The organism is Actinosynnema sp. CA-299493, assembly GCF_050946825.1.
In the GTDB taxonomy this organism is placed as follows: Bacteria; Actinomycetota; Actinomycetes; order Mycobacteriales; family Pseudonocardiaceae; genus Actinosynnema.
In genome coordinates this window covers 1800312-1823195 of sequence record NZ_CP191993.1, presented here as the reverse complement: position 1 = coordinate 1823195, position 22884 = coordinate 1800312, and the positions used below count along the sequence as shown (strand labels likewise).

General features: G+C 73.4%; 24 protein-coding genes. 8 read left to right on the top strand and 16 right to left on the bottom strand.

Annotation, left to right across the window (positions count from 1 at the left end; genetic code table 11):
• Positions 1–12: 12 nt before the first annotated feature.
• Entirely contained in the window at positions 13–654 is a 642-nt protein-coding gene (locus ACQPYE_RS08865) for an HAD family hydrolase (RefSeq protein ID WP_498720498.1), read from the bottom strand.
• Between the two features lie 55 nt (positions 655–709).
• On the opposite strand from ACQPYE_RS08865, the gene ACQPYE_RS08860 reads away from it, so the two are divergent.
• Together ACQPYE_RS08860 and ACQPYE_RS08855 are read left to right on the top strand one after the other, a co-directional pair.
• Positions 710–1399, top strand: a complete 690-nt coding sequence (locus ACQPYE_RS08860) for a YqeB family protein (protein ID WP_498720497.1) — start codon at positions 710–712, stop codon at positions 1397–1399.
• A gap of 19 nt (positions 1400–1418) precedes the next feature.
• Positions 1419–1907 (top strand): hypothetical protein, encoded by a 489-nt coding sequence (locus ACQPYE_RS08855; RefSeq protein WP_498720496.1) that lies wholly within the window; start codon positions 1419–1421, stop codon positions 1905–1907.
• 37 nt (positions 1908–1944) lie between these two features.
• Here the strand turns inward: ACQPYE_RS08855 and ACQPYE_RS08850 are convergent, their stop codons facing one another.
• The 6 genes from ACQPYE_RS08850 to ACQPYE_RS08825 all read right to left on the bottom strand — a co-directional run bounded on the left by ACQPYE_RS08850 (position 1945) and on the right by ACQPYE_RS08825 (position 6215).
• Positions 1945–2499 carry a regulatory protein RecX gene (locus ACQPYE_RS08850; RefSeq protein ID WP_498720494.1) on the bottom strand — a complete coding sequence of 185 codons (555 nt, stop codon included), beginning with the start codon at positions 2497–2499 and terminating at the stop codon, positions 1945–1947.
• Between the two features lie 36 nt (positions 2500–2535).
• Entirely contained in the window at positions 2536–3579 is a 1044-nt protein-coding gene (gene recA, locus ACQPYE_RS08845; RefSeq protein WP_498720493.1) for a recombinase RecA, read from the bottom strand.
• A 173-nt stretch (positions 3580–3752) separates the two neighbouring features.
• Entirely contained in the window at positions 3753–3947 is a 195-nt protein-coding gene (locus tag ACQPYE_RS08840) for a DUF3046 domain-containing protein (RefSeq protein WP_498720491.1), read from the bottom strand.
• Between the two features lie 66 nt (positions 3948–4013).
• A complete protein-coding gene (locus ACQPYE_RS08835) occupies positions 4014–4793 on the bottom strand; it encodes a glucose 1-dehydrogenase (RefSeq protein WP_498720489.1) in 780 nt (259 codons plus the stop codon).
• An 81-nt stretch (positions 4794–4874) separates the two neighbouring features.
• The gene (locus ACQPYE_RS08830; protein WP_498720488.1) at positions 4875–5729 is read right to left on the bottom strand and encodes a helix-turn-helix transcriptional regulator; all 855 of its coding nucleotides are present in this window, start codon (positions 5727–5729) and stop codon (positions 4875–4877) included.
• A gap of 24 nt (positions 5730–5753) precedes the next feature.
• On the bottom strand, positions 5754–6215 hold the full coding sequence (locus ACQPYE_RS08825; RefSeq protein WP_498720487.1) for a cupin domain-containing protein: 462 nt from the start codon (positions 6213–6215) through the stop codon (positions 5754–5756).
• Positions 6216–6286: 71 nt separating this feature from the next.
• Here ACQPYE_RS08825 and ACQPYE_RS08820 point away from each other — a divergent pair, with 71 nt between their 5' ends.
• Positions 6287–7126, top strand: a complete 840-nt coding sequence (locus ACQPYE_RS08820; protein WP_498720486.1) for a LysR family transcriptional regulator — start codon at positions 6287–6289, stop codon at positions 7124–7126.
• Between the two features lie 9 nt (positions 7127–7135).
• The gene (locus tag ACQPYE_RS08815; RefSeq protein WP_498720485.1) at positions 7136–7261 is read left to right on the top strand and encodes a hypothetical protein; all 126 of its coding nucleotides are present in this window, start codon (positions 7136–7138) and stop codon (positions 7259–7261) included.
• Here the strand turns inward: ACQPYE_RS08815 and ACQPYE_RS08810 are convergent, their stop codons facing one another.
• Positions 7262–8479 carry an MFS transporter gene (locus ACQPYE_RS08810; RefSeq protein WP_498720484.1) on the bottom strand — a complete coding sequence of 406 codons (1218 nt, stop codon included), beginning with the start codon at positions 8477–8479 and terminating at the stop codon, positions 7262–7264.
• Positions 8480–8531: 52 nt separating this feature from the next.
• A complete protein-coding gene (locus ACQPYE_RS08805) occupies positions 8532–10490 on the bottom strand; it encodes an Hsp70 family protein (protein ID WP_498720483.1) in 1959 nt (652 codons plus the stop codon).
• A gap of 76 nt (positions 10491–10566) precedes the next feature.
• Between ACQPYE_RS08805 and ACQPYE_RS08800 the strand changes: the two genes are divergently transcribed.
• Positions 10567–15132: an ATP-dependent helicase gene (locus ACQPYE_RS08800; RefSeq protein WP_498720482.1), complete on the top strand. Its 4566-nt coding sequence runs from the start codon at positions 10567–10569 to the stop codon at positions 15130–15132.
• A gap of 347 nt (positions 15133–15479) precedes the next feature.
• On the opposite strand, the gene ACQPYE_RS08795 is transcribed toward ACQPYE_RS08800, so the two are convergent.
• The 4 genes from ACQPYE_RS08795 to ACQPYE_RS08780 all read right to left on the bottom strand — a co-directional run bounded on the left by ACQPYE_RS08795 (position 15480) and on the right by ACQPYE_RS08780 (position 18113).
• Entirely contained in the window at positions 15480–16475 is a 996-nt protein-coding gene (locus tag ACQPYE_RS08795; RefSeq protein ID WP_498720481.1) for a 1-aminocyclopropane-1-carboxylate deaminase, read from the bottom strand.
• A 1-nt stretch (position 16476) separates the two neighbouring features.
• Complete coding sequence (locus tag ACQPYE_RS08790) at positions 16477–17121, bottom strand: GntR family transcriptional regulator (RefSeq protein ID WP_498720480.1); 645 nt, start codon at positions 17119–17121, stop codon at positions 16477–16479.
• 80 nt (positions 17122–17201) lie between these two features.
• Complete coding sequence (locus ACQPYE_RS08785) at positions 17202–17351, bottom strand: hypothetical protein (RefSeq protein WP_498720479.1); 150 nt, start codon at positions 17349–17351, stop codon at positions 17202–17204.
• Positions 17352–17402: 51 nt separating this feature from the next.
• The gene (locus ACQPYE_RS08780) at positions 17403–18113 is read right to left on the bottom strand and encodes a VOC family protein (protein ID WP_498720478.1); all 711 of its coding nucleotides are present in this window, start codon (positions 18111–18113) and stop codon (positions 17403–17405) included.
• A 23-nt stretch (positions 18114–18136) separates the two neighbouring features.
• On the opposite strand from ACQPYE_RS08780, the gene ACQPYE_RS08775 reads away from it, so the two are divergent.
• The gene (locus ACQPYE_RS08775; RefSeq protein ID WP_498720476.1) at positions 18137–19714 is read left to right on the top strand and encodes an alkaline phosphatase D family protein; all 1578 of its coding nucleotides are present in this window, start codon (positions 18137–18139) and stop codon (positions 19712–19714) included.
• 61 nt (positions 19715–19775) lie between these two features.
• Here ACQPYE_RS08775 and ACQPYE_RS08770 read toward each other — a convergent pair whose 3' ends face one another.
• Together ACQPYE_RS08770 and ACQPYE_RS08765 are read right to left on the bottom strand one after the other, a co-directional pair.
• Complete coding sequence (locus tag ACQPYE_RS08770) at positions 19776–20540, bottom strand: maleylpyruvate isomerase N-terminal domain-containing protein (protein WP_498720474.1); 765 nt, start codon at positions 20538–20540, stop codon at positions 19776–19778.
• Positions 20537–20950 carry an SAV_6107 family HEPN domain-containing protein gene (locus tag ACQPYE_RS08765; protein ID WP_498720472.1) on the bottom strand — a complete coding sequence of 138 codons (414 nt, stop codon included), beginning with the start codon at positions 20948–20950 and terminating at the stop codon, positions 20537–20539. Before ACQPYE_RS08765 ends, ACQPYE_RS08770 begins: the two co-directional genes overlap by 4 nt.
• Before the next feature lie 182 nt (positions 20951–21132).
• On the opposite strand from ACQPYE_RS08765, the gene ACQPYE_RS08760 reads away from it, so the two are divergent.
• Both ACQPYE_RS08760 and ACQPYE_RS08755 read left to right on the top strand, forming a co-directional pair.
• Positions 21133–21633 (top strand): YbaK/EbsC family protein, encoded by a 501-nt coding sequence (locus tag ACQPYE_RS08760; RefSeq protein WP_498720470.1) that lies wholly within the window; start codon positions 21133–21135, stop codon positions 21631–21633.
• Complete coding sequence (locus tag ACQPYE_RS08755; RefSeq protein WP_498720469.1) at positions 21630–22190, top strand: GNAT family N-acetyltransferase; 561 nt, start codon at positions 21630–21632, stop codon at positions 22188–22190. The genes ACQPYE_RS08760 and ACQPYE_RS08755 overlap by 4 nt, the downstream gene beginning before the upstream one ends.
• 7 nt (positions 22191–22197) lie before the next feature.
• Here the strand turns inward: ACQPYE_RS08755 and ACQPYE_RS08750 are convergent, their stop codons facing one another.
• Positions 22198–22824, bottom strand: a complete 627-nt coding sequence (locus ACQPYE_RS08750; protein WP_498720468.1) for a CHAP domain-containing protein — start codon at positions 22822–22824, stop codon at positions 22198–22200.
• Positions 22825–22884 lie beyond the last annotated feature (60 nt).

Sequence of the window (22884 nt, the reverse complement as noted above, 5' to 3'; positions counted from 1 at the left end):
AGACGCCCTTCGTCAGGCCAGGTGGGTGAGGGCTTCCGGGATCGAGTCGGCGACCGGCACGCCGGTGCGTTCGAGCACCTTGCGCGAACTGGTGCCGGTGGCGACCAGCACGACCTGCGCGCCGACGTGCCGGGCGGCTTCGGCGTCGTCGGCCACGTCGCCGATGAGCACGACGTCGCGCGGGCGCAGTTCGAGCGCGTCCAGGTGGTCGGCGAGGTGTTGGGCCTTCGAGCCGCCGTCACCCGCCGACTTGAGGCCGTCGACCCGGCGGAACAGCTCGCCGAGGCCGAAGCGGCCCACCAGCGGCACCAGCTCGTCGTGGAACCACATCGACAGCAGCGACTGGGTGTGGCGCAGCGTCGTCAGGTGGTCGGGCACGCCGACGGCCAGCCCGCAGCGGTCCACCAGCGCGCGGTACTCGGCGTGGTAGACGGTGTCGATGCGGGTCCAGTCCGCCGCCGTCAGCGGCCGGCCGAACATCCGCTCGTAGCAGTCCTTGACCGGGCGGCTGAACACCTCGCGCCAGTGCTCCAGCGTGACGGCCCCGTGGCCGAAGTCGGCGCAGACCCGGTTGACGGCGGCGAGCACGGCGTCGTTGTCCGCGAACAGGGTGCCGTTCCAGTCCCAGACCACGTGATCGGCCCTGATCCTCACTCGAACAGGCTACGGCGATAGGTTGGGTGCTCACTTTCCGGGGAGGTAGTGGGGGATGGACGCGCGACGAACCACGGTGGTCGCCGAGCCACGCGGGCAGGTGGCGCTGGTGTCGGTCGGGTTCCCGTTGCTCGGCGCGGCCGTGGTGTGGGGCCTGAAGTCGATCGCCGGGTGGGTGGCCGACCTGTCGTGGGCGCCGATGCAGGGTCCGTTCCGGTTGGTGGCGTCCGTGCCCGAGCCGTGGGCGACGATCGGCTCGGTGGCCGTCGGCGCGGTGCTCGGGCTGGTGGTGGCCGGGATCGCGGCGCACGAGCGGCTGGTGGTCGAGGTGTTCAACGAGGGGGTCGAGCTGCTCAAGGGCGGCCGGCACCGCAGCTTCGACCGGACACTGGTGTCCGGGGTGTTCCTGGACGGCAAGAAGTTCGTGCTGCTCGGCGTGGACACGGGCGAGCTGGCCCGGGAGAGCCACGACCTGAAGCCGGAGGCGCTGGCCGAGGCGTTCCAGACGCACGGGTACCAGTGGCTGGACGACGACCCGCACCGGGAGGACTACCGGCGGTGGGTCGACGGCGCGCCGGACCTGCCGCCCGGCGCGAACGCGGTGCTGAAGGTGCGGGCCGAGGCGTTGCGCAAGGGCGACACCGGGGACGTCGAAGAGCTGCGGGAGGAGTTGCGCCGGCTCGGCGTCGTCGTGCGCGAGGAGAAGAAGCGCCAGTACTGGCGTCTCATCCGAACGCTGCCGTGAGCGCGCATACGATCACGGGGTGACCACCGACGGGGGCGGGAGCTCCAGGCAGGCCGAGGTCGACGGCGCGGGCGGGCGGCTGTGGCTCAGGGTCAGCGCGGTGCTCTGCTGGCTATGCGGTCTCATCCCGCTCGTGGTGTGGCACGCCGAAGACCTCGACTGGTCGTGGTGGGCGCTGCTCGGCGCGGTCGTCGGGCTGCTGGTCGTGGCGGCCTTGGGCGGCGTCATGTGGGGGCGGGCGAACCAGGCGCGGGCGGACACCGCGCGGCTGCGGCAAGCCGGTCGACCCGCGATCGCCGAGGTCGTCGGGGTGGAGGTGGTCCACCAGGAGGAGGGGCCCGACACCTCGGTGCTGAGCCTGCGCGTCGGCGGCGACGACGTGCCTCCGTTCGACGCGACCTACCGCGTCCGGCACCGGCCGGACCACCGGGTGGGCGCCCGCTTCGAAGCGGTGGTCGACCCGACGGACAACCTGTTCGCCCTCAAGCCCGTCCTCGACCCGCGGTGACCGGTCGGCGCACCCGGGCACGGCGGCGGTCCGGCCTTCAGTCCTGGGTCAGGTCGTCCAGGGTCGAGGTGTCCTCGCCCGCCCGGCGCAGTTCCTCGCGGACCACCCGGTAGGCCATACCTTCCGCGTAGCCCTTGCGGGCCAGCGCGGCGACCAGGCGGCGGATCTTGGTGGTGTCGTCCAGGCCCGCCATGGTGCGCAGCTTCTTGCGCACCAGGTCACGCGCCCGGTCTTCCTCGGCCTCGTCGTCCACCGCGGCCACGGCCTCGGCCGCCACCTCGTCCGCCACGCCCTTGCGACGCAGCTCCATCGCCAGGGCACGGCGGGCCAGACCCTGGTACGTGTGCCGTGAGCGGACCCAGACCTCGGCGAACGCGGCGTCGTCGATCAGGCCCGCGCGGTCGAACTTGGCCAGCACCAGCTCGGCCGTCTGCTCGCTGATGTCCTTGCGCAGCAAGGCGTCCTTCAGCTCGACGCGGGTGCGGGCCCGTGCGGTGAGCAGCGCGTAGCAGATGTCCGTCGCCTTGCGCTGCTCCTTCGCCGGGTCGACCGGACGCGGCTCGGTGTCGTCGGCCGAAGGGTCGCGGGACACCCCGCGACCACGGCCACCTCGTCCCGCCACGCCCGCTTAGAACTCGACCGGCGCCGCGGCGGGCTCCTCGGCGTCGAGGGTGGCGCCGATGCCCAGCTTGTCCTTGATCCGCTTCTCGATCTCGTTGGCCACGTCCGGGTTGTCGCGCAGGAACTTCCGCGCGTTCTCCTTGCCCTGGCCGAGCTGGTCGCCCTCGTAGGTGTACCAGGCGCCCGACTTGCGCAGGATGCCCTGGTCCACGCCCATGTCGATGAGCGAGCCCTCACGGCTGATGCCCTGGCCGTAGAGGATGTCGAACTCCGCCTGCTTGAACGGCGGGGCCACCTTGTTCTTCACGACCTTGACCCTGGTGCGGTTGCCGACCGGCTCGCCGCCGTCCTTCAAGGTCTCGATGCGCCGCACGTCCAGCCGCACCGACGCGTAGAACTTCAGCGCCTTGCCGCCGGTCGTGGTCTCGGGCGAGCCGAACATCACGCCGATCTTCTCGCGCAGCTGGTTGATGAAGATCGCGGTGGTGTTGGAGTTGCTGAGCGCGCCGGTGATCTTGCGCAGCGCCTGGCTCATCAACCGGGCCTGCAGGCCGACGTGGTTGTCGCCCATCTCGCCCTCGATCTCGGCACGGGGCACCAGGGCCGCCACCGAGTCGATGACCAGGATGTCGAGCGCGCCGGAGCGGACCAGCATGTCCGCGATCTCCAGCGCCTGCTCACCCGTGTCGGGCTGGGAGACCAGCAGCGCGTCGGTGTCGACGCCCAGCTTCTTCGCGTAGTCCGGGTCGAGCGCGTGCTCGGCGTCGATGAACGCCGCGATGCCGCCGGCGCGCTGGGCGTTGGCCACGGCGTGCAGCGCCACGGTCGTCTTACCGGAGGACTCCGGGCCGTAGATCTCGACCACGCGGCCGCGGGGCAGGCCGCCGATGCCGAGGGCCACGTCGAGCGCGATCGCACCGGTGGGGATCACCTGGAGCGGGGCGCGGACCTCGTCGCCGAGCCGCATGACCGAGCCCTTGCCGTACTGCTTGTCGATCTGGGCCAGGGCCAGTTCGAGGGCCTTGTCCCGGTCGGGTGCCTGGGGTGCCATCTTGGAGTCCACCTCGGAGTGTCTTTGGGTTCGCGGTGCGATGTCGGGGCCGACGTTACGGGTGGGGTCCGACATTTTTCGGCGGGGACCAGGTCACCCGCAGGGTGTTGTCACCCGGTCGTGTCGGGGAGTGTAGCCGAACAGGTGTTCGACCATCCTGTCGACGCACCAGGTCACCGCCGCTGTTCCGGCACGTCGAAGGCGTCGCAGACGGCCAGCCAGATCTCCTTGGCCGGCAGCCCTTCCTCCAACGCCTGGTCGGGAGTCCGACCGCCGAGGGCGGACAGCACGTGGTCCCGGGCCACCATCTCCGCTCTGACCTGGCCGAACTCGTTGGCCATCAGCTTGCGGAACATCGTGATGCGCATCGGGTCCAGGCTAGCGCGCCGCCGGCCGGACCGGACCGCCGACGTGCCGCCCGGCGAACCCCCGGGTCACCGCGGCGCGACGGCGACCAGGCCGCCGTCGACGACCAGGTCCTGCCCGTTGACGTAGGACGCCTCACCGGAGGCGAGGAACGCGACCGCGTCGGCGACGTCGGCGGCGGCGCCGATCCGACCAGCGGGCGCCGCGGCGACGACGGCGGCCTCGACCTCGGCGGAGACGTTGTCGCGGAACATCGGGGTCTCGATGTAGCCGGGGCTGACCGAGTTCACCCGCACTCCCCCGGGCGCCAGTTCGGCCGCCAGGGTGCGCGCCAGGTTGTGCACGGCCGCTTTGGTCGCCGCGTAGAGGGACGCGCCGGGCAGGCCGCGGTGCAGCGTCCACGACGCGTTGATCACGATCGCGGCGTGGTCGGACAGCAGCGGGAGGGTCTTCTGGATGGTGAAGAACACACCCTTGAAGTTGATGCCCACGACGCGGTCGAACTCGGCCTCGGTGACGTCGCCGGTCGGCTGGAACGACGCGACGCCCGCGTTCGCGAAGACCACGTCCAGCCGCCCGTGCCGGTCCCGGATCGCGGCCGTCAGCGCGTCGAGGTCGGTGAGGCTCGCCACGTCGCCGCGCACCGCGAGGACGGCGTCACCCCCGGCCAGCTCGCCGACCGCGGCGTCCAGCCGGGCTTGGTCGCGCCCGGTGACGACGACCTGCGCGCCCTCGGCGAGCAGCCTCCGCGCGACGGCCAGCCCCAGGCCGCTCGTGCCGCCGGTGACGAGCGCGATCTTGTCCTGGAACCGGGAAGTGCCGTGGAACCGGGAAGTGCTGTGCGTCATGGGGTCCAGCGTGCCGACCGGTGTCGGGATCGGACAGTGCGCGCTCAACCCGGGACCGGCGCCACCACCCACGGCGGCCGATCAGACCGGGGCGGCCGACCCGAGGTCCGCCAGGCGTTCGAGCCGCGCCGCGGTTCCCGTGCCGGGTCGCGGGTCGTACAGCTCCAGGTACCGGTCCGAGCGGTCGGCGACCGCCAGGGTCGTCACGTCGAAGTGCAGGTCGCCGGCCTCGGGGTGGCGGACCGCCTTCACCGCCTGCACCGGCGCGCCCACCTCGTGGCGCGCCCACAGCTCGACGAACTCGGGGCTCACGGCGCCGAGCTCGTCGACCACCCGGTCGAACCCCGGGTCGGCGGGCGCGTGCGCCGCGTCGGCGCGGAAGGCGGCGACGACGACCGGTGCGACCGACGCCCAGTGGACGTGCATGTCGCGGTACCTGGCATTGGTGAAGAACGTGACCAGGCAGTTGTGGTCGGTGTCGTCGTAGCCGAACACCGCCCGGGTCGCGTCGTTGATCGCGAGCAGGTTCCAGCACCGGTCCCGGAGGATCGCGGGCCGCGGCGCCCACGCGTCGAGCAGGCGCCGCAGCTCCGGGCTCACCTCGTCACCCCGCGCGCCACCGACCCGCGGCGGGTTGAGACCGGCCAGCAGGTACAGGTGCGCGCGTTCGAGGTCGGTCAGGCGCAACGCCCGGCTGATCGCGTCGAGCACCTCCGACGAGACCGTGATGTCACGGCCCTGCTCCAGCCACGTGTACCAGGACACGCCGACCCCGGCGAGCGCGGCGACCTCCTCGCGCCGCAGTCCCGGCGTCCGACGCCTGCCCACCGCCACCACGCCGACGTCGGCGGGCGTGAGCCGCGCCCGGCAGGTCCGCAGGAAGTCGCGGAGCTGCTCACGCCGACGCGATCTCACCGCGGGGGATTCGCTGGTCATGTGCCACGGTAACAACGAGCCCGGTCAGCGCGCCGCCGTCCAGGCCGGGCTGTCGACGTAGTGGTTGTCGAACCGGTCCTGCGAGTCGCGGATCTCCTGGGGGCTCGCCTCGCCGCGCTGCACGCGGTCGAGCAGTCGGTAGTAGTCGAACCGGCCCATGCCGGGCGTGAAGACGTACAGGACGTCCGCGTCGGCGCCCTTGAGCGCGCCGAACGCGTGCGGCACGCGGGGCGGCACGACGAGGAAGTCGCCGCGCTCCAAGGTCACCACGTCCTGGTCCAGCAGCACCTGGAGCGTGCCGTCGAGCACGAAGAACAGCTCCGAGGCGCGGGTGTGGAAGTGCGGCGGCGCGCCGTCGGAGCCGTCGCGGAAGGTGGACCGGTTGCTGGTCAGGCCGTCGAGGTCGGCGAGGAGGGTGACGACGGCGGCGGGGTCGGCGTCGAGCTTTTCGGCCTGGGTGGCGCGGACGAGCAGTGCGTTCTCCATGACGTCGAGACTCGTCCCCGAGCGGGGCCCGAACAACGACGGGGATCGAATGGAACGATAACCTGGCGGTTATGGAACGACGTGATCTGGAGGTCTTCCTGGCGCTGGCGGAGGAGCTGCACTTCAGCCGCACCGCCGAGCGGCTGCACGTCTCCCAGGCGCGGGTGAGCCAGTCCGTCAAGCAGCTGGAGCGCCGCATCGGCGCGCCGCTGTTCGAGCGGACCAGCCGGCGCGTCGCGCTCACCCCCATCGGCCGCCGCCTGCGTGACGACCTGGCGCCGGCCTACCGGCAGATCGTGGACGGCATAGCGCGCGCCGTGGAGGCCGCACGGGGCACGTCCCTGCTGCGCGTCGGGTTCGAGGCGCCTGCCCTCGCCGACCTCGTCACCGACGTCCTCGACCGGTTCCGCGCCCGCCACCCCGACAGCGAGGTGCGCGTGCGGGAGGCGCCGTTCACCGACCCGTTCTCGCTGCTCAGGGCCGACGAGGTGGACGTGGTGGTGACGTTGTTCCCGGTCGGCGAGCCCGACCTGACGGCCGGGCCGGTCGTCCACGAGGAGCCCTTGGTGCTCGCCGTCTCCGACAAGCACCCGTTCACGCGGCAGGAGTCCGTGACGCTGGAAGACCTGGCCCGCGACACGGTCTTCCGCGCCGCCTACTGGCGCGACACGACGCCCGAGGGCGCGCCGATCAAGCGCGGACGGGACGTCACGACGTTCCAGGAGCTGCTCGCCGCGGTCGCCGACGGCGAGGGCGTCTGCCCGCTGGGCGCGCACGCGGTCGGCTACTTCGCCCGCCCGAAGATCGCGTTCCTGCCGCTGGTGGGCGCGCCGCGCCTGACCTGGGGCCTGGTCTGGCGCACGGCGGGTGAAACGGTCCGCGTGCGCGAGTTCGCGGCGGCGGCGCGCTAACCTCGCCCCGTGCTGCTGTCGCAGGAAGACCCCACGGGCATGTCGTCGCCGATCGCCACGATCGCGGTGATCGCCTGTCTCGTCGCGGTGATCGTGGTCGGCCTGCGCGCGCTCTGGCACAACCGCAAGCGCTGATCACCGCACCCGCTGCAACGACGCGAACAGGCACGTCACCAGCAGCGGCAGCGCGGTGAAGCCGACGACCAGGCCCAGCGCGGCGTAGGACCACGCGGTCACCACGACGCCCGCCACGACGCCGCCGAGCGCGCCGCCGACGTTCATGCACAGGTCCGACAGCCCCTGCGCGGCCGGCCGGTCCACCACCTCCACGGACTCGGTGAGCAGCGCCGATCCCGCCACCACGCCCGCCGACCAGCCGAACGCCAGCAGCGCCAGCCCGGCGGCCAGCTGCGGCGCGTCGTGCGACGGCGCCATGCCCGCGATGCCGGACGCGGCGACCACGAGCGCCGCGCCGATCGCCAGCACGGGCACCCGGCCCAGCCGGTCGGCCATCCACCCGAACAGCGGGCTGGCCGCGTACATGGCGGCGACGTGCAGGCTGATCACCACGCCCACGACGCGCAGCGACGACCCCGCGTGCTCCATGTGCACGGGGGTCATCGACATCAGGCCCACCATCGCGGTGTGGCACAGCGTCACGCCGCCCAGCGCGAGCTTCCCGGCGGCGGGCAGCGACCGCCACACCGCCATCGACCGCTTGGTGCCGACCGAGGGCGCGGCGGCCGATTTCGCCAGCGTGAGCGGATCCGGCCGCAGGAACCGCAGGACGACGAGCGCGGCCAGGCCGAACAGCACGGCCGACAGCAGGTACGGCCCGGCGCCCACCGGCAACCCCAGCCGCACGGCCGCCCGCCCCGCCGGATCGGCCAGGTTCGGCCCGGCCACCGCGCCCAGCGTCGCCGCCCACACCACCAACGCCACCGAACGCGCCCGGCGGTGCGGGTGGGCCAGGTCCGCGCCCGCGTACCGGGCGGCGAGGTTCGCGCTGGACGCCGCGCCGAACAGCACGAGCGCGACCAGCAGCACCTGCCACGAGCCGAGCACGACCGCGCAGGCCGCCACCGCCGCGCCGGCCGCGCCCGCGCCGTAGCCGAGGACCAGTGCCGGCCGACGTCCGCTGCGGGCCGCCAACCGGGCCGCGGGCAGCGCGAACGCCGCCGCGCCGAGCACCGCGGCCGTCTGCGCCATCCCGCCGACCGCGTCGGAGTCGGCGAGCACGGCCGCGATCAGCGTGCTGACCGCCAAGCCGATGGTGACGCCCGCCGCGCCCAGGACCTGGGTCACCGCCAGCACCCGCAGGACCCTGCGCTGCACGACGTCGACCATGGTCATGAGCTGGAAGGGTGCCAGGCGGGATCCGGGCCTACCAGCCACCGTCCGGGTCTCAGGTGCCGGGTTGCACCGCAGCCTCGAAGAAGTCCGCGACCTGGTCCGCGGTCAGCTCCTCGCCGCCGCTCTTGGTCACGATGCCCAGCAGCGGCAGGTCGTCGGCGGTGAACACGAGCAGCCCGAGCCCGCCGTCCGCGGCGGCCCGGTACTTGCCGGTGAGGCCGTTGCCCGCCCACTGCGCCTCGACCATGTCGGTCTTGAGCGACCGGACGACCGCCTCCGCGCCGTGCTGCGCGCCGACGACCGTCTCGGTGAGCACGTACTGGACCGAGTAGTCGTCCTTCACCGCGCAGCTGACCGCGCTGCCCTTGATGCCGTCGACGCCACCCACGCCGGGCGTGCCGCCCGCCTTGCACGTGCTGGTGTCGGGGATCGTGCCCGCGAGCAGGCGCAGGCACTCGGTGAAGCCCTTGTCGTCCTGCCGGGTGTCGTTCTTGCACTCCTGCGCGCTGGGCACGCTCGCCCCGTTGAGCGCGAAGATCCCGCCGACCACGGCCAGCACGAGCACGAGGGCCGCGCCCGCCGAGACCAGCACGGTCCGGCTGGGCTTCTTCCGCTCCGGCTTGGCCTGCGCGCGGGGCGCGACGGTCGGGAAGTTGAACTGCTGCGGCCCGGTCTGCGGGTACACCTGGTACGGCCCGCTGACCGCCGGGTTGACCTGGTGCGCGCCGCTGGCGCTCGGGTTCACCTGGTAGGCGCCGCTCGCGTGGGGGTTCACCTGGTAGGCGCCACTGGCACCGGGGTTGACCTGGTAGGCGCCGCTGGCGTTCGGGTTGGCCTGGTACGCGCCGCCGGCGTTCGGGTTGGCCTGGTAGGCGCCGGCCGGCGGGGTCACCGGCTTGGTGACGACCGTGTCGGGCTCCATCGGCCTGGCGGGCTCCTGGGACCGCGGCGTGACGCCGTTCTTGGGCACGTGGTGCGCGCCCAGGGCGACCGAGGTCTCGGGCTGGTCGAGGCTCGTCGGCACGATCCGCACCTGCTCGGCGATCATGGTCGCCACCAGCGGGATCCGGCTGGCGCCGCCGACCAGGTAGATGCCCGCGAGCTGGTTGGGCGCCATGCCGGTGGAGCGGATCGTGGACTCCAGCAGCTCCACGCTGCGCATCATGCTCGGCCGGACCAGCGCTTCCAGGTCCGACCGGTTGACCAGCACGTCCTCGAACGGCTCCGGCATCGGCACCTCGGTGTGCGCGTGCCGCGACAGCGACTCCTTGGCCGCGCGCACGTCCTCCTGCAACGTGCGGCGGGCCCGGCGGTCGGCCGTCGACTCGGGGCGCAGCAGCCGCTGCCAGGCCGCCGGGTCGCGGTGCGAGACCTGCCTGCCGACGTGTTCGAGCAGCGCCTGGTCGACGTCCAGGCCGCCCAGGTCCGGCAGGCCGTCCTCGGCGAGCACCGTGAAGCCGCTCTGGGTGGCGCCGACGATGGCCACGTCGAACGTGCCCGCGCCGAGGTCGTACACCGCGAGCGCCTGGCCGACGGACAGCGAGGCGTAGTGGGAGGCAGCCGCGACCGGCTCGGGGACCAGCACGATCTCGCCGGTCACGCCCGCGAGGCGGGCCGCGGACAGCAGCACGTTGCGGCGCGTCGGGCCCCACTGCGCGGGGTGGGTGAAGCGGACCTCGTCCACCGCCTCGCCACCCAGCTGGCGGGTGGTCTCGTCCAGCACGCGGCGCAGCACGGCGGCCAGCGCGTCGGTGACCGGGACCACGTTGTCGCCCAGGAGCAGCACGCCGTCGTCCACCCGGCGCTTGGGGTTGGGCTCGAAGCGGGCCGGGTCGAGGCGGGCGCGGCGCTCGGCGTCACGGCCGACGACCAGCGTGCCGTCCTCTTCGCAGTAGACGGCCGACGGCATGGTGGCCGAGCCGTCCACCTCCACGACCCTGGGCGGCCGGCCGTGCGCGGCGAGCACCGCGACGGTGTTGGAAGTGCCCAGGTCGACGGACAGGACGCGCACGATCCACCCCTTTGATGTGAACGGGGTGATCGTGCCACAACCGGAATTTGTCGGACCCCTGGTTCAGGATGGTGGGGTGGACGTCCTGGACCGCTTCTCCCCCGCCACCCGGCAGTGGTTCGCCGGGGCCTTCGCCGCGCCCACGCCGGCGCAGGCGGGCGCGTGGGAGGCGGCGGCGGCCGGTGAGCACGCGCTGGTCATCGCGCCCACGGGGTCCGGCAAGACGTTGGCCGCGTTCCTCTGGGCGCTCGACCGGCTGGCGTCCACGCCGAAGCCCGCCGAGCCGAAGCGGCGGTGCCGGGTGCTGTACGTCTCACCCCTGAAAGCGCTGGCGGTGGACGTGGAGCGCAACCTCAGGGCGCCGCTGGCCGGCATCCGGCAGGCCTCGCACCGGCTGTCGCTGCCCGAGCCGGACATCACGGTCGGCATGCGCACCGGGGACACGCCGGCGGACGCGCGGCGGGCGTTCGCCCGGACACCGCCGGACGTGCTGGTCACCACGCCCGAGTCGTTGTTCCTGGTGCTCACCTCCGCCGCGCGGGACTCGTTGCGCGGTGTCGAGACGGTGATCGTCGACGAGGTGCACGCGGTGGCGGGCACGAAGCGCGGTGCGCACCTCGCGCTGTCACTCGAACGGCTGGACGCGCTGCTGGAACGGCCCGCGCAGCGGATCGGGCTGTCGGCGACGGTCCGGCCGGTCGAGGAGGTCGGCGCGTTCCTCGCGGGCGGGCGGCCGGTGCGGGTCGTGCAGCCGAGGACGGCCAAGACGATCGAGGTCCGGGTCGAGGTGCCGGTCGAGGACATGTCGGTGCTCGGCGAGCCGACCGGCGAGGTGTCCGGCTCGGCGGCGGGCGCGGAGCAGCGGGCGTCGATCTGGCCCTCGGTGGAGCAGCGGGTCCTGGAGCTGGTCCAGGAGCACCGGTCGACCATCGTGTTCGCCAACTCCCGCCGGCTGGCCGAACGGCTCACCGCGCGGCTCAACGAGCTGGCCGAGGAGGCGCTGGAGCTGCGGGAGTCGTCCGCCGAACCGGCCCGGTTCCCCGCCGAGGCGCCCGGCCAGGCCGGCGTCACGACCCAGCGCACGGCCACCATCGCCCGCGCGCACCACGGCTCCATGTCGCGCGAGCAGCGGGTGGTGGTCGAGGAGGAGCTGAAGTCCGGGCGGCTGCCGTGCGTGGTGGCGACGTCGTCCCTGGAGCTGGGCATCGACATGGGCGCGGTCGACCTGGTCGTGCAGGTGGAGGCGCCGCCCACGGTGGCGTCCGGGTTGCAGCGCGTGGGCCGGGCCGGGCACCAGGTGGGCGCGGTGTCGCGCGGGGTGATGTTCCCGAAGTTCCGGGGCGACCTGGTGTCGTGCGCGGTGGTGGCGGAGCGGATGCGGGACGGCGCGATCGAGGCCGTGCGGTACCCGCGCAACCCGCTGGACGTGCTGGCGCAGCACGTCGTGGCGATGGTGGCGATGGAGACGTGGACGGTCGAGGCGCTGGCCGGGCTGGTGCGGCGGGCCGCGCCGTTCGCCGCGCTGCCGGAATCGGCGCTGCAAGCCGTGCTCGACATGCTCGCGGGCCGTTACCCGAGCGAGGAGTTCGGCGAGCTGCGGCCCCGGATCACCTGGGACCGGATCACCGGCGAGCTGCGCGGCAGGCCGGGCGCGCAGCGGCTGGCGGTGACGTCGGGCGGCACGATCCCCGACCGCGGCATGTTCGCGGTGATGACGCCGCCGTCCGAGCGCGGCCCCGGCTCGCGGGTCGGCGAGCTGGACGAGGAGATGGTCTACGAGTCCCGGGTGGGCGACACGTTCCTGCTGGGCACGTCGTCGTGGCGGGTCGAGGACATCACCCACGACCGGGTGATCGTGGTGCCCGCGCCGGGTCAGCCCGCGCGGATGCCGTTCTGGAAGGGCGACGCGCCGGGCCGTCCGCTGGAGCTGGGGCGGGCGCTGGGGAAGTTCCTGCGCGAGGTGTCCACCATGGACGACGAGAAAGCCGCGGTGCGCACCGCGGCGGCCGGGCTGGACGCGTGGGCGACGTCGAACCTGCTGGCCTACCTGGGCGAGCAGCGCGAGGCGACCAGGCACGTGCCCAACGACCGGGTCGTGCTGGTCGAGCGGTTCCGCGACGAGCTGGGCGACTGGCGGCTGGTGGTGCACTCGCCGTTCGGGGCGCAGGTCAACGCGCCGTGGGCGTTGGCGATCGCGGCCCGGCTGCGGGAGCGGCGCGGGATCGAGGTGCAGGCGGCGCACTCCGACGACGGGATCGTGATCCGGCTGCCCGACGCGGTCGACCTGGACGGCGCGCAGGTGGTGGCGGGCGCGGACGACGTGCTGCTCGACCCGGAGGAGGTCGAGCAGGTCGTGGTCGCCGAGGTGGGCGGCTCGGCGCTGTTCGCGGCCCGGTTCCGGGAGTGCGCGGCCCGGTCGCTGCTGCTGCCCCGGCGCGACCCGCGCAAGCGCTCGCCGTTGTGGCAGCAGCGGCAGCGGGCCGCGCAACTGCTCTCGGTGGCGGCGAAGTACGAGAGCTTCCCGGTCGTCCTGGAGGCGATGCGCGAGGTCTTGCAGGACGTGTACGACGTGCCCGGCCTGCGTGAGCTGATGACCGACATCCGGGCACGGCGGGTGCGCGTGGTCGAGGTGGAGACGACGTCGCCGTCGCCGTTCGCGCGCAGCCTGCTGTTCGGGTACGTCGGGATGTTCCTGTACGAGGCGGACGCGCCGCTGGCCGAGCGGCGGGCGGCGGCGTTGTCGCTGGACTCGGCGCTGCTGGCGGAGCTGCTGGGCTCGGAGGCGATCCGGGAGCTGCTCGACCCGGAGGTCGTGGCGGAGGTCGAGCTCAACCTCCAGCGCCTGGCCCCGGACCGGCACGCGCGGGACGCGGAGGGCGCGTCCGACCTGCTGCGGTTCCTCGGCGACCTGTCCGAGGCGGAGGCGCTGGAACGGGGCGTGCGGCCGGAGTGGCTGGCCGACCTGGTGGCGCAGCGGCGGGCGATCCGGGTGCGCATCGCGGGCGAGGACCGTGTGATCGGGATCGAGGACGCGGGCCGGGTGCGCGACGCGTTGGGCGTGGCGCTGCCGGTCGGCGTGCCGGAGGTGTTCACCGAGCCGGTCGCCGACCCGTTGGGCGACCTGCTGTCGCGGTACGCGCGCACGCACGGGCCGTTCCCGGCGGTGGAGGCGGCGGAGCGGTTCGGGCTCGGCGTGGCCGTGGTGACCGGGGTGCTGGAGCGGATGGCGGCCACCGGGCGGCTGGTGCGCGGTGAGCTGAGGCCCGGGGGCACCCACACCGAGTACTGCGACGCCGAGGTGCTGCGACGGCTGCGGCGGGCGTCGCTGGCCCGGTTGCGGGCCGAGGTCGAGCCGGTGGAGCCCGCCGCGCTCGGCCGGTTCCTGCCGGGCTGGCACGGGGTGGGTCGGCGGCTGCGGTCCGCGCCGACCGTGGACGACGTGTACTCGGTGGTCGAGCAGCTGGCGGGCGCACCGCTGCCCGCGAGCGCGGTGGAGTCGCTGGTGCTGCCCGCGCGGCTGCCCGGCTACCGCCCGGCGCTGCTGGACGAGCTGACCGCGTCCGGCGAGGTGACGTGGACCGGGTGCGGCTCGCTGGCCGGCGGCGACGGCTGGATCGCGTTGGCGCCGACCGACGTGGCCGACCTGCTGCTGCCGGACCTGGTGCCCGAGGCGATGCCGGACTCGTCGCTGCACACCGCCGTGGTGGAGGCGTTGGGCGGCGGCGCGCTGTTCTTCCGGCAGGTGGTCGACCGGGTGTCGTTGCAGGGTCCGACGACCGACGGCGAGGTCGTCGGCGCGCTGTGGGACCTGGTGTGGGCGGGCGTGGTCACGAACGACACGCTGGCGCCGCTGCGGGCGCTGGTCGCGGGCGGCGGCACGGCGCACAAGCCCCGGCGGGCCGCGCCGCGTGGCCGGTACGCGCGGATGCGGGCCGGGAGACCGGACCTGCCCAGCCGCACCGGGCCGCCGACGGTGGCGGGCCGGTGGTCACTGGCCGTGGTGCCCGCGACGGACGCGACGCGGCGTGCGCACGCGCGGGCCGAGGCGTTCCTGGAGCGGCACGGCGTGCTGACGCGTGGCGCGCTGGACACCGAGCGGGTGACCGGCGGGTTCAGCGGCGTGTACCGGGTGCTGCGCGCGATGGAGGAGTCCGGGCAGGTCGTGCGCGGGTACGTGGTCGAGGGGCTCGGCGCGGCGCAGTTCGCGGCCCGGGGCGCGGTGGACCGGCTGCGCGCGGCGTCGAGGTCGCCGGGCCAGGAGCACGTGGGCACGCCGGACGCCGTCGTGCTGGCCGCGGCCGACCCGGCCCAGCCCTACGGCGCCGCGCTGGCGTGGCCGGACCCGTCCGGCGAGGGCAAGCACCGGCCGGGCCGCAAGTCCGGGGCGCTGGTCGTGCTGGTGGACGGGCTGGCCACGCTCTACGTGGAACGGGGCGGCCGGTCGCTGCTGTCGTTCACCGAGGACGAGGACCCGCTGCGCGCGGCGGCGCAAGCCCTGAGCCGCGCCGTGCGCGACGGCTGGCTGGGACAACTGGCCGTGCAGCGCGCCGACGGCGAGGTCGCGCTGGGCTCACGACTGGCCGGCATCCTCCAGGAAGCGGGCTTCCGCGCCACGCCCAAGGGTCTGCGGCTGCGGGCGTGACGCGGAAGCCGTGAAGCCGTGAAGTGGAGGGAAGAATCCGGAGATCACCCGATAGAGCAAGCCAACCCGGAAACTTTCACCACACCATTGACGTTGCCGGGATATGAGGAGGCGGCGACGCACGGCGGACCGGTCCCACCCCGACCACCTCGCGCGACCTGATCTCAACGAACGGACGCTCAGCACCCCAGCCAGCACCCCAGCGAACCTCCGCCCAGCACGGACCAACGCCCTCAGCGGACACCCTCAGCCGCAGCCGGGCGGACGCACTCAGCCAGCGGATGCACCCGGCGGACGCACTCGGCCGGCGGACGCACCCAGCGGACGCACTCGGCCGGCGGACGCCCTCAGCGGAACAGGGTGCTGTAGGCGTTGAGCGCGGGCTGGCCGCCCAGGTGGGCGTACAGGACGTTGGAGTCGCGCGGGATCTCGCCGGTGGAGACCAGTTCCACCAGGCCAGCCAACGACTTGCCCTCGTACACCGGGTCGGTGATCATGCCCTCCAGGCGGGCGCCGAGCTTCATGGCGTCCACAGTGGACTCCCCCGGCACGCCGTAGATGCCCTCGTGGAACCGGTCGTCGAGGATGACGTCCTCGTCGGTCACCTTCACGCCGAGCAGGTCCGCCGTGTTCTTGGCGATGCGCGTGATCTGCTCACGCGTGTCGCACGGCTCGGCGGAGGCGTCGACTCCGATCACCCTCCGGCCGCTGCCCGCGAACCCGGCGACCATGCCCGCCTGCGTGCTCCCGGTCACCGAGCACACGACGATCGTGTCGAACCGCACGCCCAACTCGGCCTCCTGCTGCTCGACCTCGGCCGCCCACCCCGCGAACCCGAGCCCGCCGAGCGGGTGGTCCGACGCGCCGGCCGGGATGGCGTAGGGCTTGCCGCCGGCGGCGCGCACGTCCTCGATCGCCTGCTCCCACGCGGGTTTCACGCCGATGCCGAAGCCGGCTTCGACCAGTCGCACCTCGGCGCCCATCAGCCGGCTGAGCAGGATGTTGCCGACCCGGTCGTACACCGCGTCCGGCCAGTCGACCCAGCTCTCCTGCACCAGCACGCACTTCAGCCCGGCCCGCGCCGCCGCCGCAGCCACCTGGCGGGTGTGGTTGGACTGCACGCCGCCGATGGACACCAGCGTGTCGCAGCCCGTCGCCAACGCCTCCGCCACCAGGTACTCCAGCTTGCGGGTCTTGTTGCCGCCGTAGGCCAACCCGGAGTTGCAGTCCTCGCGCTTGGCCCACACCTTCGCACCGCCGAGGTGCCTGGTCAGCCGCTCCAGCGGGTGCACCGGGGACGGGCCGAAGGTCAGCGGGAAACGCTCGAAATCGCCCAGCGCCATGTCAGTTCTCCTCAACCACGAACAGGTCGGCCAACGTCGCCCAGTTCCGCTCGACCAACCGTGCCGCGAGGTCGGCGTCGGCCGCGGCGAAGGCGGTGATGATCTCGTCGTGCATCGCCACCGAGTGGCGGCCGGTCGGCGCGGCGAACCGCAGCCGTTCCAGCCGGCGCACGAGGGGCGTGTAGCGGTCGATGGTGGCCGTGACGGCGAAGTTGCCGCCACGCCGCACGGCCACCGCGTGGAACTCGTCGTCGGCGGCGAGCGCGGCGGGCACGTCGCCGGAGGCCAGGGCGTGGGCGAACGCCGTGTTCGCGGCACGCATCGCGTCCAGGTCCGCCTCGACCAGGTGCGGCACGGCCAGCCGCGCGGCGAGGGCGTGCATGGCCTGGACGACGACGTGCGCGTCACGCACGGCCGCCGCGTCCAACGGCGTGACCCGCGTGTAGCTGTGCGGCTTGCTCTCGACCAGGCCCTCGTCGGTCAGCCGCGCCAACGCCTCGCGCACCGGTGTCCGGGACAGCCCGAGCCGTTCGGCCAGCTCCACGTCCTTGATCGGCACGCCGGGCGCCAGGTCGCCGCCCAGGATCGCCTCGCGGATCGCGACCAACGCCTGGTCGCGAAACAGCGCGCGACTAATATATTGCATACCGGTAGACTGTAGCCGGTCACCCCCGAGACCACCAGGCACGTGCTCAGGTGAATCGGGACGAGCCCCGCGACGCCGCTCTACGGGTTGTCCGGCGTGGTGCCGGTGGCGTCGAAGACCGCGGCGGTGGACCGGGGTTCAGCCGCGCGAACCCGGCGAGGGCCAGGCGGGGTGGACCAGTCGTCCACCGCGGGCACGTCCATGCGCGGTTCCAGGTACGTGGGTCGCATCACCGTCGCCATCCCCCAGCGGCCGGTGCGCTCATTCGCGCAGGGGCCGGGTCAGCGGGGTGTGAGCACGCAGAACTCGTTGCCCTCCGGGTCGGCCAGCACCGTCCAGGGCACGTCGATCTGCCCCACGTCCACCCGCACCGCGCCCCACGCCTCCAGCCGGGCCACCTCGATCGGCAGGTCGCCGTCCGCGAACGGCGCGAGGTCGAGGTGCAGCCGGTTCTTCACCACCTTCGGCTCGGCCACCCGCACGAACTCCAAGGACGGCCCGGCCTCCTGCGCCAGCGACGCGAAGCCGGCCGCCGAGCGCGTCACGAGCAGCCCGGTCGGACCGGCCCAGAACGCGGCCAGCGCCGGCGGGTCGACCGCGTCCACCACGACCGCCGCCACCGGACCGGTGCGCGCGTACTCGTCGCGCTGCTCCAGCACGCAGAACTCGTTGCCCTCCGGGTCGGCCAGCACCACCCACGGCACGTCGCCCTGCCCGATGTCGACCGGCTTCGCGCCCAGCCCGACGGCTCGCGCCACGATCGCCGCCTGGTCCTCGGGCGACGTCGAGCTCAAGTCCAGGTGCACTCGGTTCTTCACCTCCTTCACGTCCGGCACGAGCCCGAACACCAACTCCTGCCCGTCGCTCAACGCCACGGAGACCTCGTCGTCGCCCTCGCCGGTGATCGGCTGTCCGAGCAGCGCCGACCAGAACCGGCCGAGCGCGGCGGGATCGGCCGAATCGACCACGACATCGCACCACCTCGTTGCCATGGTCCGAAGGTAACGTCTGCCCAATGGCGGAGTTGGTTCTTGGTCCGGTGCTCAGGCACGTCGACTCCACCTCGGCGACGGTGTGGGTGGAGACGGACACGGCGTGTGAGGTCGGCATCGCGGGTGGTCGCGCCGAGACGTTCCAGGTGGGCGAGCAGCACTTCGCGCTCGTGGTGGTGGAAGGGCTGGAACCCGGCACGTCCACGCCCTACGACGTGCGGCTGGACGGTGAGGTGGTGTGGCCGCGGCCGGACTCGCCGTTCCCCCGGCCCTCCATCCGCACCGGCGAGCTGCGGCGGTTGCTGTTCGGTTCCTGCCGGGCGGCGAAGGGCGAGGGGACGCCCGACAAGCTGGGCCCGGACGCGCTGGACGCGTACGCGTTGCGGATGCAGGAGCAGCAGCCGCACGAGTGGCCGGACGCGTTGGTGCTGCTGGGCGACCAGGTCTACGCCGACGAGCCGACGCCCAGGATCAAGGAGTGGCTGGCGCGGCGCCGACCGGAGCCGGCGGGCGAGGTCGTGTCGTTCCGGGAGTACGCCGAGCTGTACCACGAGTCGTGGGCCGACCCGGAGATCCGCTGGCTGATGTCGGTGGTGCCGACGTCGATGATCTTCGATGACCACGACGTGCGCGACGACTGGAACACGTCCCGGCCGTGGCGCGAGAAGATGGCGGGCAAGCGGTGGTGGCCGGAGCGGATCCGGGCCGGGCTGGCGTCGTACTGGGTGTACCAGCACCTGGGCAACCTCAGCCCGGACGAGCTGGCGCGCGACCCGCTGTACCAGAAGGTGCGCTCGACCGGTGGTGACGTGCAGGCGATGCTGGAGGACTTCGGCGAGCAGGCGGACCGCGAGGTCGACGGCGGCAAGGCGACCCGGTGGAGCTACCGGCGCGACTTCGGCCGGGTGCGGCTGCTGGTGATCGACACCCGCAGCGGGCGGATCCTGGACGGGCCGGAGCGGTTGATGGTCGGTGACGCCGAGTTCGACTGGATCGAGCAGAACGCCACCGAGGGCGACTTCGACCACCTGCTGATCGGCTCGTCGCTGCCCTGGCTGATGCCGCACGGGTTGAGCCACTTCCAGTCGCTCAACGAGCGGATGGCGGGGCTGCCGGGGTGGCGCGGCCGGGTCGGGGAGAAGGTGCGGCAGGTGTCGGACCTGGAGCACTGGCCCGCGTTCCGCGCGTCGTTCGAGCGGTTGGCGCGGTTGATCGAGCGGATCTCGCGGGCCGAGGACGCGCCCGGCACGGTGTGCGTGCTGTCGGGGGACGTGCACCACAGCTACGCGGCACGGGCGTCGTTCGCCTCGTCGGTGGACGCGAAGGTGTACCAGCTCGTGTGCTCGCCGGTGCACAACGACCCGCCGTGGATCTTCCGGCCCGCGTTCCGGCTGTCGTGGTCGCGGCCGATCGCCCGCCTGCTGCGGCGGTTGGCCGACCGGCGGGGCATCTCACCGGACCCGGTGGCGTGGCACAAGCTCAGCGGGCCGCACTTCGGCAACTCGGTGGGCGTGCTGGAGATCGAGGGGCGCGAGTCGCGGTTCCGGCTGGAGACGGCGAAGGCGGACGGGCTCGAAGAGGTGACCTCCCTGGCGCTCTGAGGCAGCACGGGAGCGGTGCGCCCACCGCCGGGCGGTGCCGTGCCCGGCGGTGGGCGCGCGGCTACTTGGTGGCCAGCCTCAGCAAAGCCCACAGCTGGGCGATCGCGTCGTGGTCGCCGGTCGTCGGAGGCAGGTCGCGGTCCGGGATGCGGCCCCACAGCCAGCGGTACACCTGCATGGGGGTTCCGGTCACCTCGCCGGCCGCGGACGAGGCGTCCCGGTCGGTGACGAGCCGGGCCACCGCCGGGTCGGGGCCGGTGGTGGTCAGCCACACCTTGTCGCCGGCGCGGATCGCCACCGTCCCCTCACGCGTGCCGCGCACGCCGAGGACGTCCAGCCGGTGACCCAGCCACAGGGTGAGGATCTCGTCCACGCCGTCCTCGGCGACGTCGTCGTCCACCGGGTCGATCGGCAGCCCGGCCGCCGCCTGCACGTCCATCCGGTGCACGGTCGACTCGTGCGCCAGCCGCCGTGCCCAGAAGTTGTGGTTGCGCTCGGCGGGCCACCACGTCTCGCACGGGTCGTCCGGCTCGTGCGGCCGCAACGCCCGCACCAGTGGCCGCACGCCCGCGCGCACGTACTCCGGCAACGGCTGCCCCGGCTCCGGGTCCTGTTGCCACACCAGGGGTTGGCTGCCTTCCCTCAGCCACGTCGACACCATCCGGTACGTGCTGCCCACGTGTCGCGCGGTCTCCCCGAGGTTGAGCCCGGGGCACGCGGGCACCTGGCGTTCCGGGCGCTGTCCCTCGGCCGACGCCGCCAGGCGCTCGGCTTCGGCCTCCACCACGTCGATCAGTCGGTCGTAGGCGACCAGTCCCCTGCTCACAGTCCGTCCTCGTACATGATCTCGTCGACCAACTCGGTGAACTGCGCCGCTTGGCGCACCAGGTCGTCGGCTGCGCGCCAGGTGACCCGCCTGGTCATGCCCGCCAGCACGGCCGCGCGCGTCGCCGAGCACTCGGCGAAGAACGCGGCCCACTCGCGCAGCTCCGGCGCGAGGGAGGGCAGCAGGACCCACACGCTGGTCGGCTTGGCCCGGCCCCGGTGGGGTCGGCCCCTGGCCGCCAGCACGGCCGCCGCCGCCCGCATCGCGGCCAGGTAGGCCGTGGCGAAGCGGGTGGACGGCGAGAGGTCCCGTTCGGCCTCGGCCAGGCACTCGCGGGCCTGTCGGAGCAGGGTCACCGCCGACGCCGGTGGCAGGGGGAGGGGAATGCGGCGGGGGAAGGTCTGAGTCATCTCGCGGCCTCCTCGCGGCGTCGGGACAGCGACGACCGCCGCGGGGAGACGGCGGCACTTGGTGGTGGGGCGCTTCCCCCGCCCCACCACCAAGGCATTGCTCGAACAAACGTTCGAGCATGACCAGACTATCCTGCCGGCCCGGAACTCCTCAAGCGGACCGCCCGTGGTCTGATGAACGGGTGAGCGCACTCGACCACCCCGGCATCCGCAAGGTGGCCGCCGCACTGTCCGAGGCGGGCCACCACGAAGCGGCGAACGGGATCCGCGTGTTGGCCGACGCCGTCCGCACCGCCGCCGCCGCGGCCGAGGCGGTGGGTGTGCCGGTCGGCGCGATCGCCAACAGCCTGATCTTCGCCGCCGTCCGCGACGGCGTGGCCTCGCCGTTGCTCGTGCTCACCTCCGGCGCGCACCGCGCCGACACCGCGAAACTCGCCGCGCTGGCGGGCGCGGACTCCATCGAGCGGGCCACGCCCGAGTTCGTGCGCGAGCACACCGGCCAGGTGATCGGCGGCGTCTCCCCGGTGGGGCACCCGGCGCCGATCACGACGTTCGTGGACGTCGCGCTGGAGCGGCACGAGGTGGTGTGGGCGGCGGCCGGGCACCCGCACGCGGTGTACCCGACGACGTACGCGGGCCTGCTCGACCTGACCGGTGGCGCTTCCGCCGAGGTCGCCCGGTGACCGCCGCGCCGTCGCAGCGGGTCGTCGCGCTGTCCGCGCGGGAGCTGAACTCCCGGCTGGACGAGGCGCTCGCGCTCTACGTCAGCGCCATGGAGTACCCGCCCGGCACGGCCGAGCAGCGCGCGCCCATGTGGCTGGCGCACATGCTGCGCGACGGGTGGCGGTGCGTGGTGGCGTTGGGCGAGCGGGACGAGCTGATCGGGATCGGGTACGGGTACCGGGGCTCGGTCGGCCAGTGGTGGCACGAGCAGGTGCGGCACGGGTTGACGATGGTGTCCGGGCCGAAGGCGGTCGAGGAGTGGATGCACGACTACTTCGAGCTGACCGAGCTGCACGTGCTGCCCCGCGCGCAGGGACGTGGCGTCGGCGAGCAGCTGCTCCGGAACCTGGTGGAGGGCGTGCCCAGCTCGCGGGTGCTGCTGTCCACTCCGGAGGGGCCGAGCAAGGCGTGGCGGCTGTACCGGCGGATGGGGTTCGTGGACGTGCTGCGGCACTACCAGTTCACCGGGGACCCGAGGCCGTTCGCGGTCCTCGGGCGGGTGCTGCCGATCGGCTGAGGTCGCGCTAGAAGGGCGAGACGAAGCCCGAGGCCTGGAGGTACTTGCCGGCGTTCAGGCCTTCGACCTTGCGCAGCTTCGAGTAGACCACCCGTTCGTCGAAGTTGCCCTCGACGGTGCGGACGTGGGTGGCCTTGCGGCCCGTCCGGTCGTACCTGACCTCCACGACGAGGCCCACGTGGGCGTGCATGTCCGGGTAGTTGCCGTAGACGACGGCGTCGCCCGGCGCCACGTCGCGCTCGGCGATGTCCTTCCACCGGCCGTTGGCCTTGCCCCACTTCTGCCAGTAGGTCGCCCAGTGGCCCTGGTCGAGGACGGACGCGCCGGGGGCGGGGCGCATCGACGGCTTGTCCCGCACGCCGGCGGTGGTCCAGGCCCAGTTGACGAAGACGCCGCACCACTCGGCCGGCCGCAGCACGCCCTGGCCCGCGACCTGGTACTGCGGCGGGTAGTAGTTGCCGTTGCCCTCGCGCTGGCCGACCTGGCGCAGGGCGTGGTCGACGATCTCCTGCCGGACGCGCCACTCGGCCTGGTCGCCGAGCGGTTGGGCTTGGCCGAGGGCGGGTGACCCGGCGACCAGCAGCGCGCCGGCCAGCACCACGCCGAGTGCGGCACGCATCGCACGTCCGGTCATCAGATCCCCCTACGGTAGTTCGCCCACAACATCAAACACCTGATCCGGTGACCTCGGCGT

Coding starts and splice junctions, on each gene's coding strand:
- ACQPYE_RS08860 (WP_498720497.1), top strand. CDS start 710: ATGGACGCGCGACGAACCACGGTGGTCGCCGAGCCACGCGGGCAGGTG.
- recA (WP_498720493.1), bottom strand. CDS start 3,579: ATGGCACCCCAGGCACCCGACCGGGACAAGGCCCTCGAACTGGCCCTG.
- ACQPYE_RS08840 (WP_498720491.1), bottom strand. CDS start 3,947: ATGCGCATCACGATGTTCCGCAAGCTGATGGCCAACGAGTTCGGCCAG.
- ACQPYE_RS08835 (WP_498720489.1), bottom strand. CDS start 4,793: ATGACGCACAGCACTTCCCGGTTCCACGGCACTTCCCGGTTCCAGGAC.
- ACQPYE_RS08830 (WP_498720488.1), bottom strand. CDS start 5,729: ATGACCAGCGAATCCCCCGCGGTGAGATCGCGTCGGCGTGAGCAGCTC.
- ACQPYE_RS08825 (WP_498720487.1), bottom strand. CDS start 6,215: ATGGAGAACGCACTGCTCGTCCGCGCCACCCAGGCCGAAAAGCTCGAC.
- ACQPYE_RS08820 (WP_498720486.1), top strand. CDS start 6,287: ATGGAACGACGTGATCTGGAGGTCTTCCTGGCGCTGGCGGAGGAGCTG.
- ACQPYE_RS08810 (WP_498720484.1), bottom strand. CDS start 8,479: ATGACCATGGTCGACGTCGTGCAGCGCAGGGTCCTGCGGGTGCTGGCG.
- ACQPYE_RS08795 (WP_498720481.1), bottom strand. CDS start 16,475: ATGGCGCTGGGCGATTTCGAGCGTTTCCCGCTGACCTTCGGCCCGTCC.
- ACQPYE_RS08790 (WP_498720480.1), bottom strand. CDS start 17,121: ATGCAATATATTAGTCGCGCGCTGTTTCGCGACCAGGCGTTGGTCGCG.
- ACQPYE_RS08785 (WP_498720479.1), bottom strand. CDS start 17,351: ATGCGACCCACGTACCTGGAACCGCGCATGGACGTGCCCGCGGTGGAC.
- ACQPYE_RS08780 (WP_498720478.1), bottom strand. CDS start 18,113: ATGGCAACGAGGTGGTGCGATGTCGTGGTCGATTCGGCCGATCCCGCC.
- ACQPYE_RS08775 (WP_498720476.1), top strand. CDS start 18,137: ATGGCGGAGTTGGTTCTTGGTCCGGTGCTCAGGCACGTCGACTCCACC.
- ACQPYE_RS08765 (WP_498720472.1), bottom strand. CDS start 20,950: ATGACTCAGACCTTCCCCCGCCGCATTCCCCTCCCCCTGCCACCGGCG.
- ACQPYE_RS08750 (WP_498720468.1), bottom strand. CDS start 22,824: ATGACCGGACGTGCGATGCGTGCCGCACTCGGCGTGGTGCTGGCCGGC.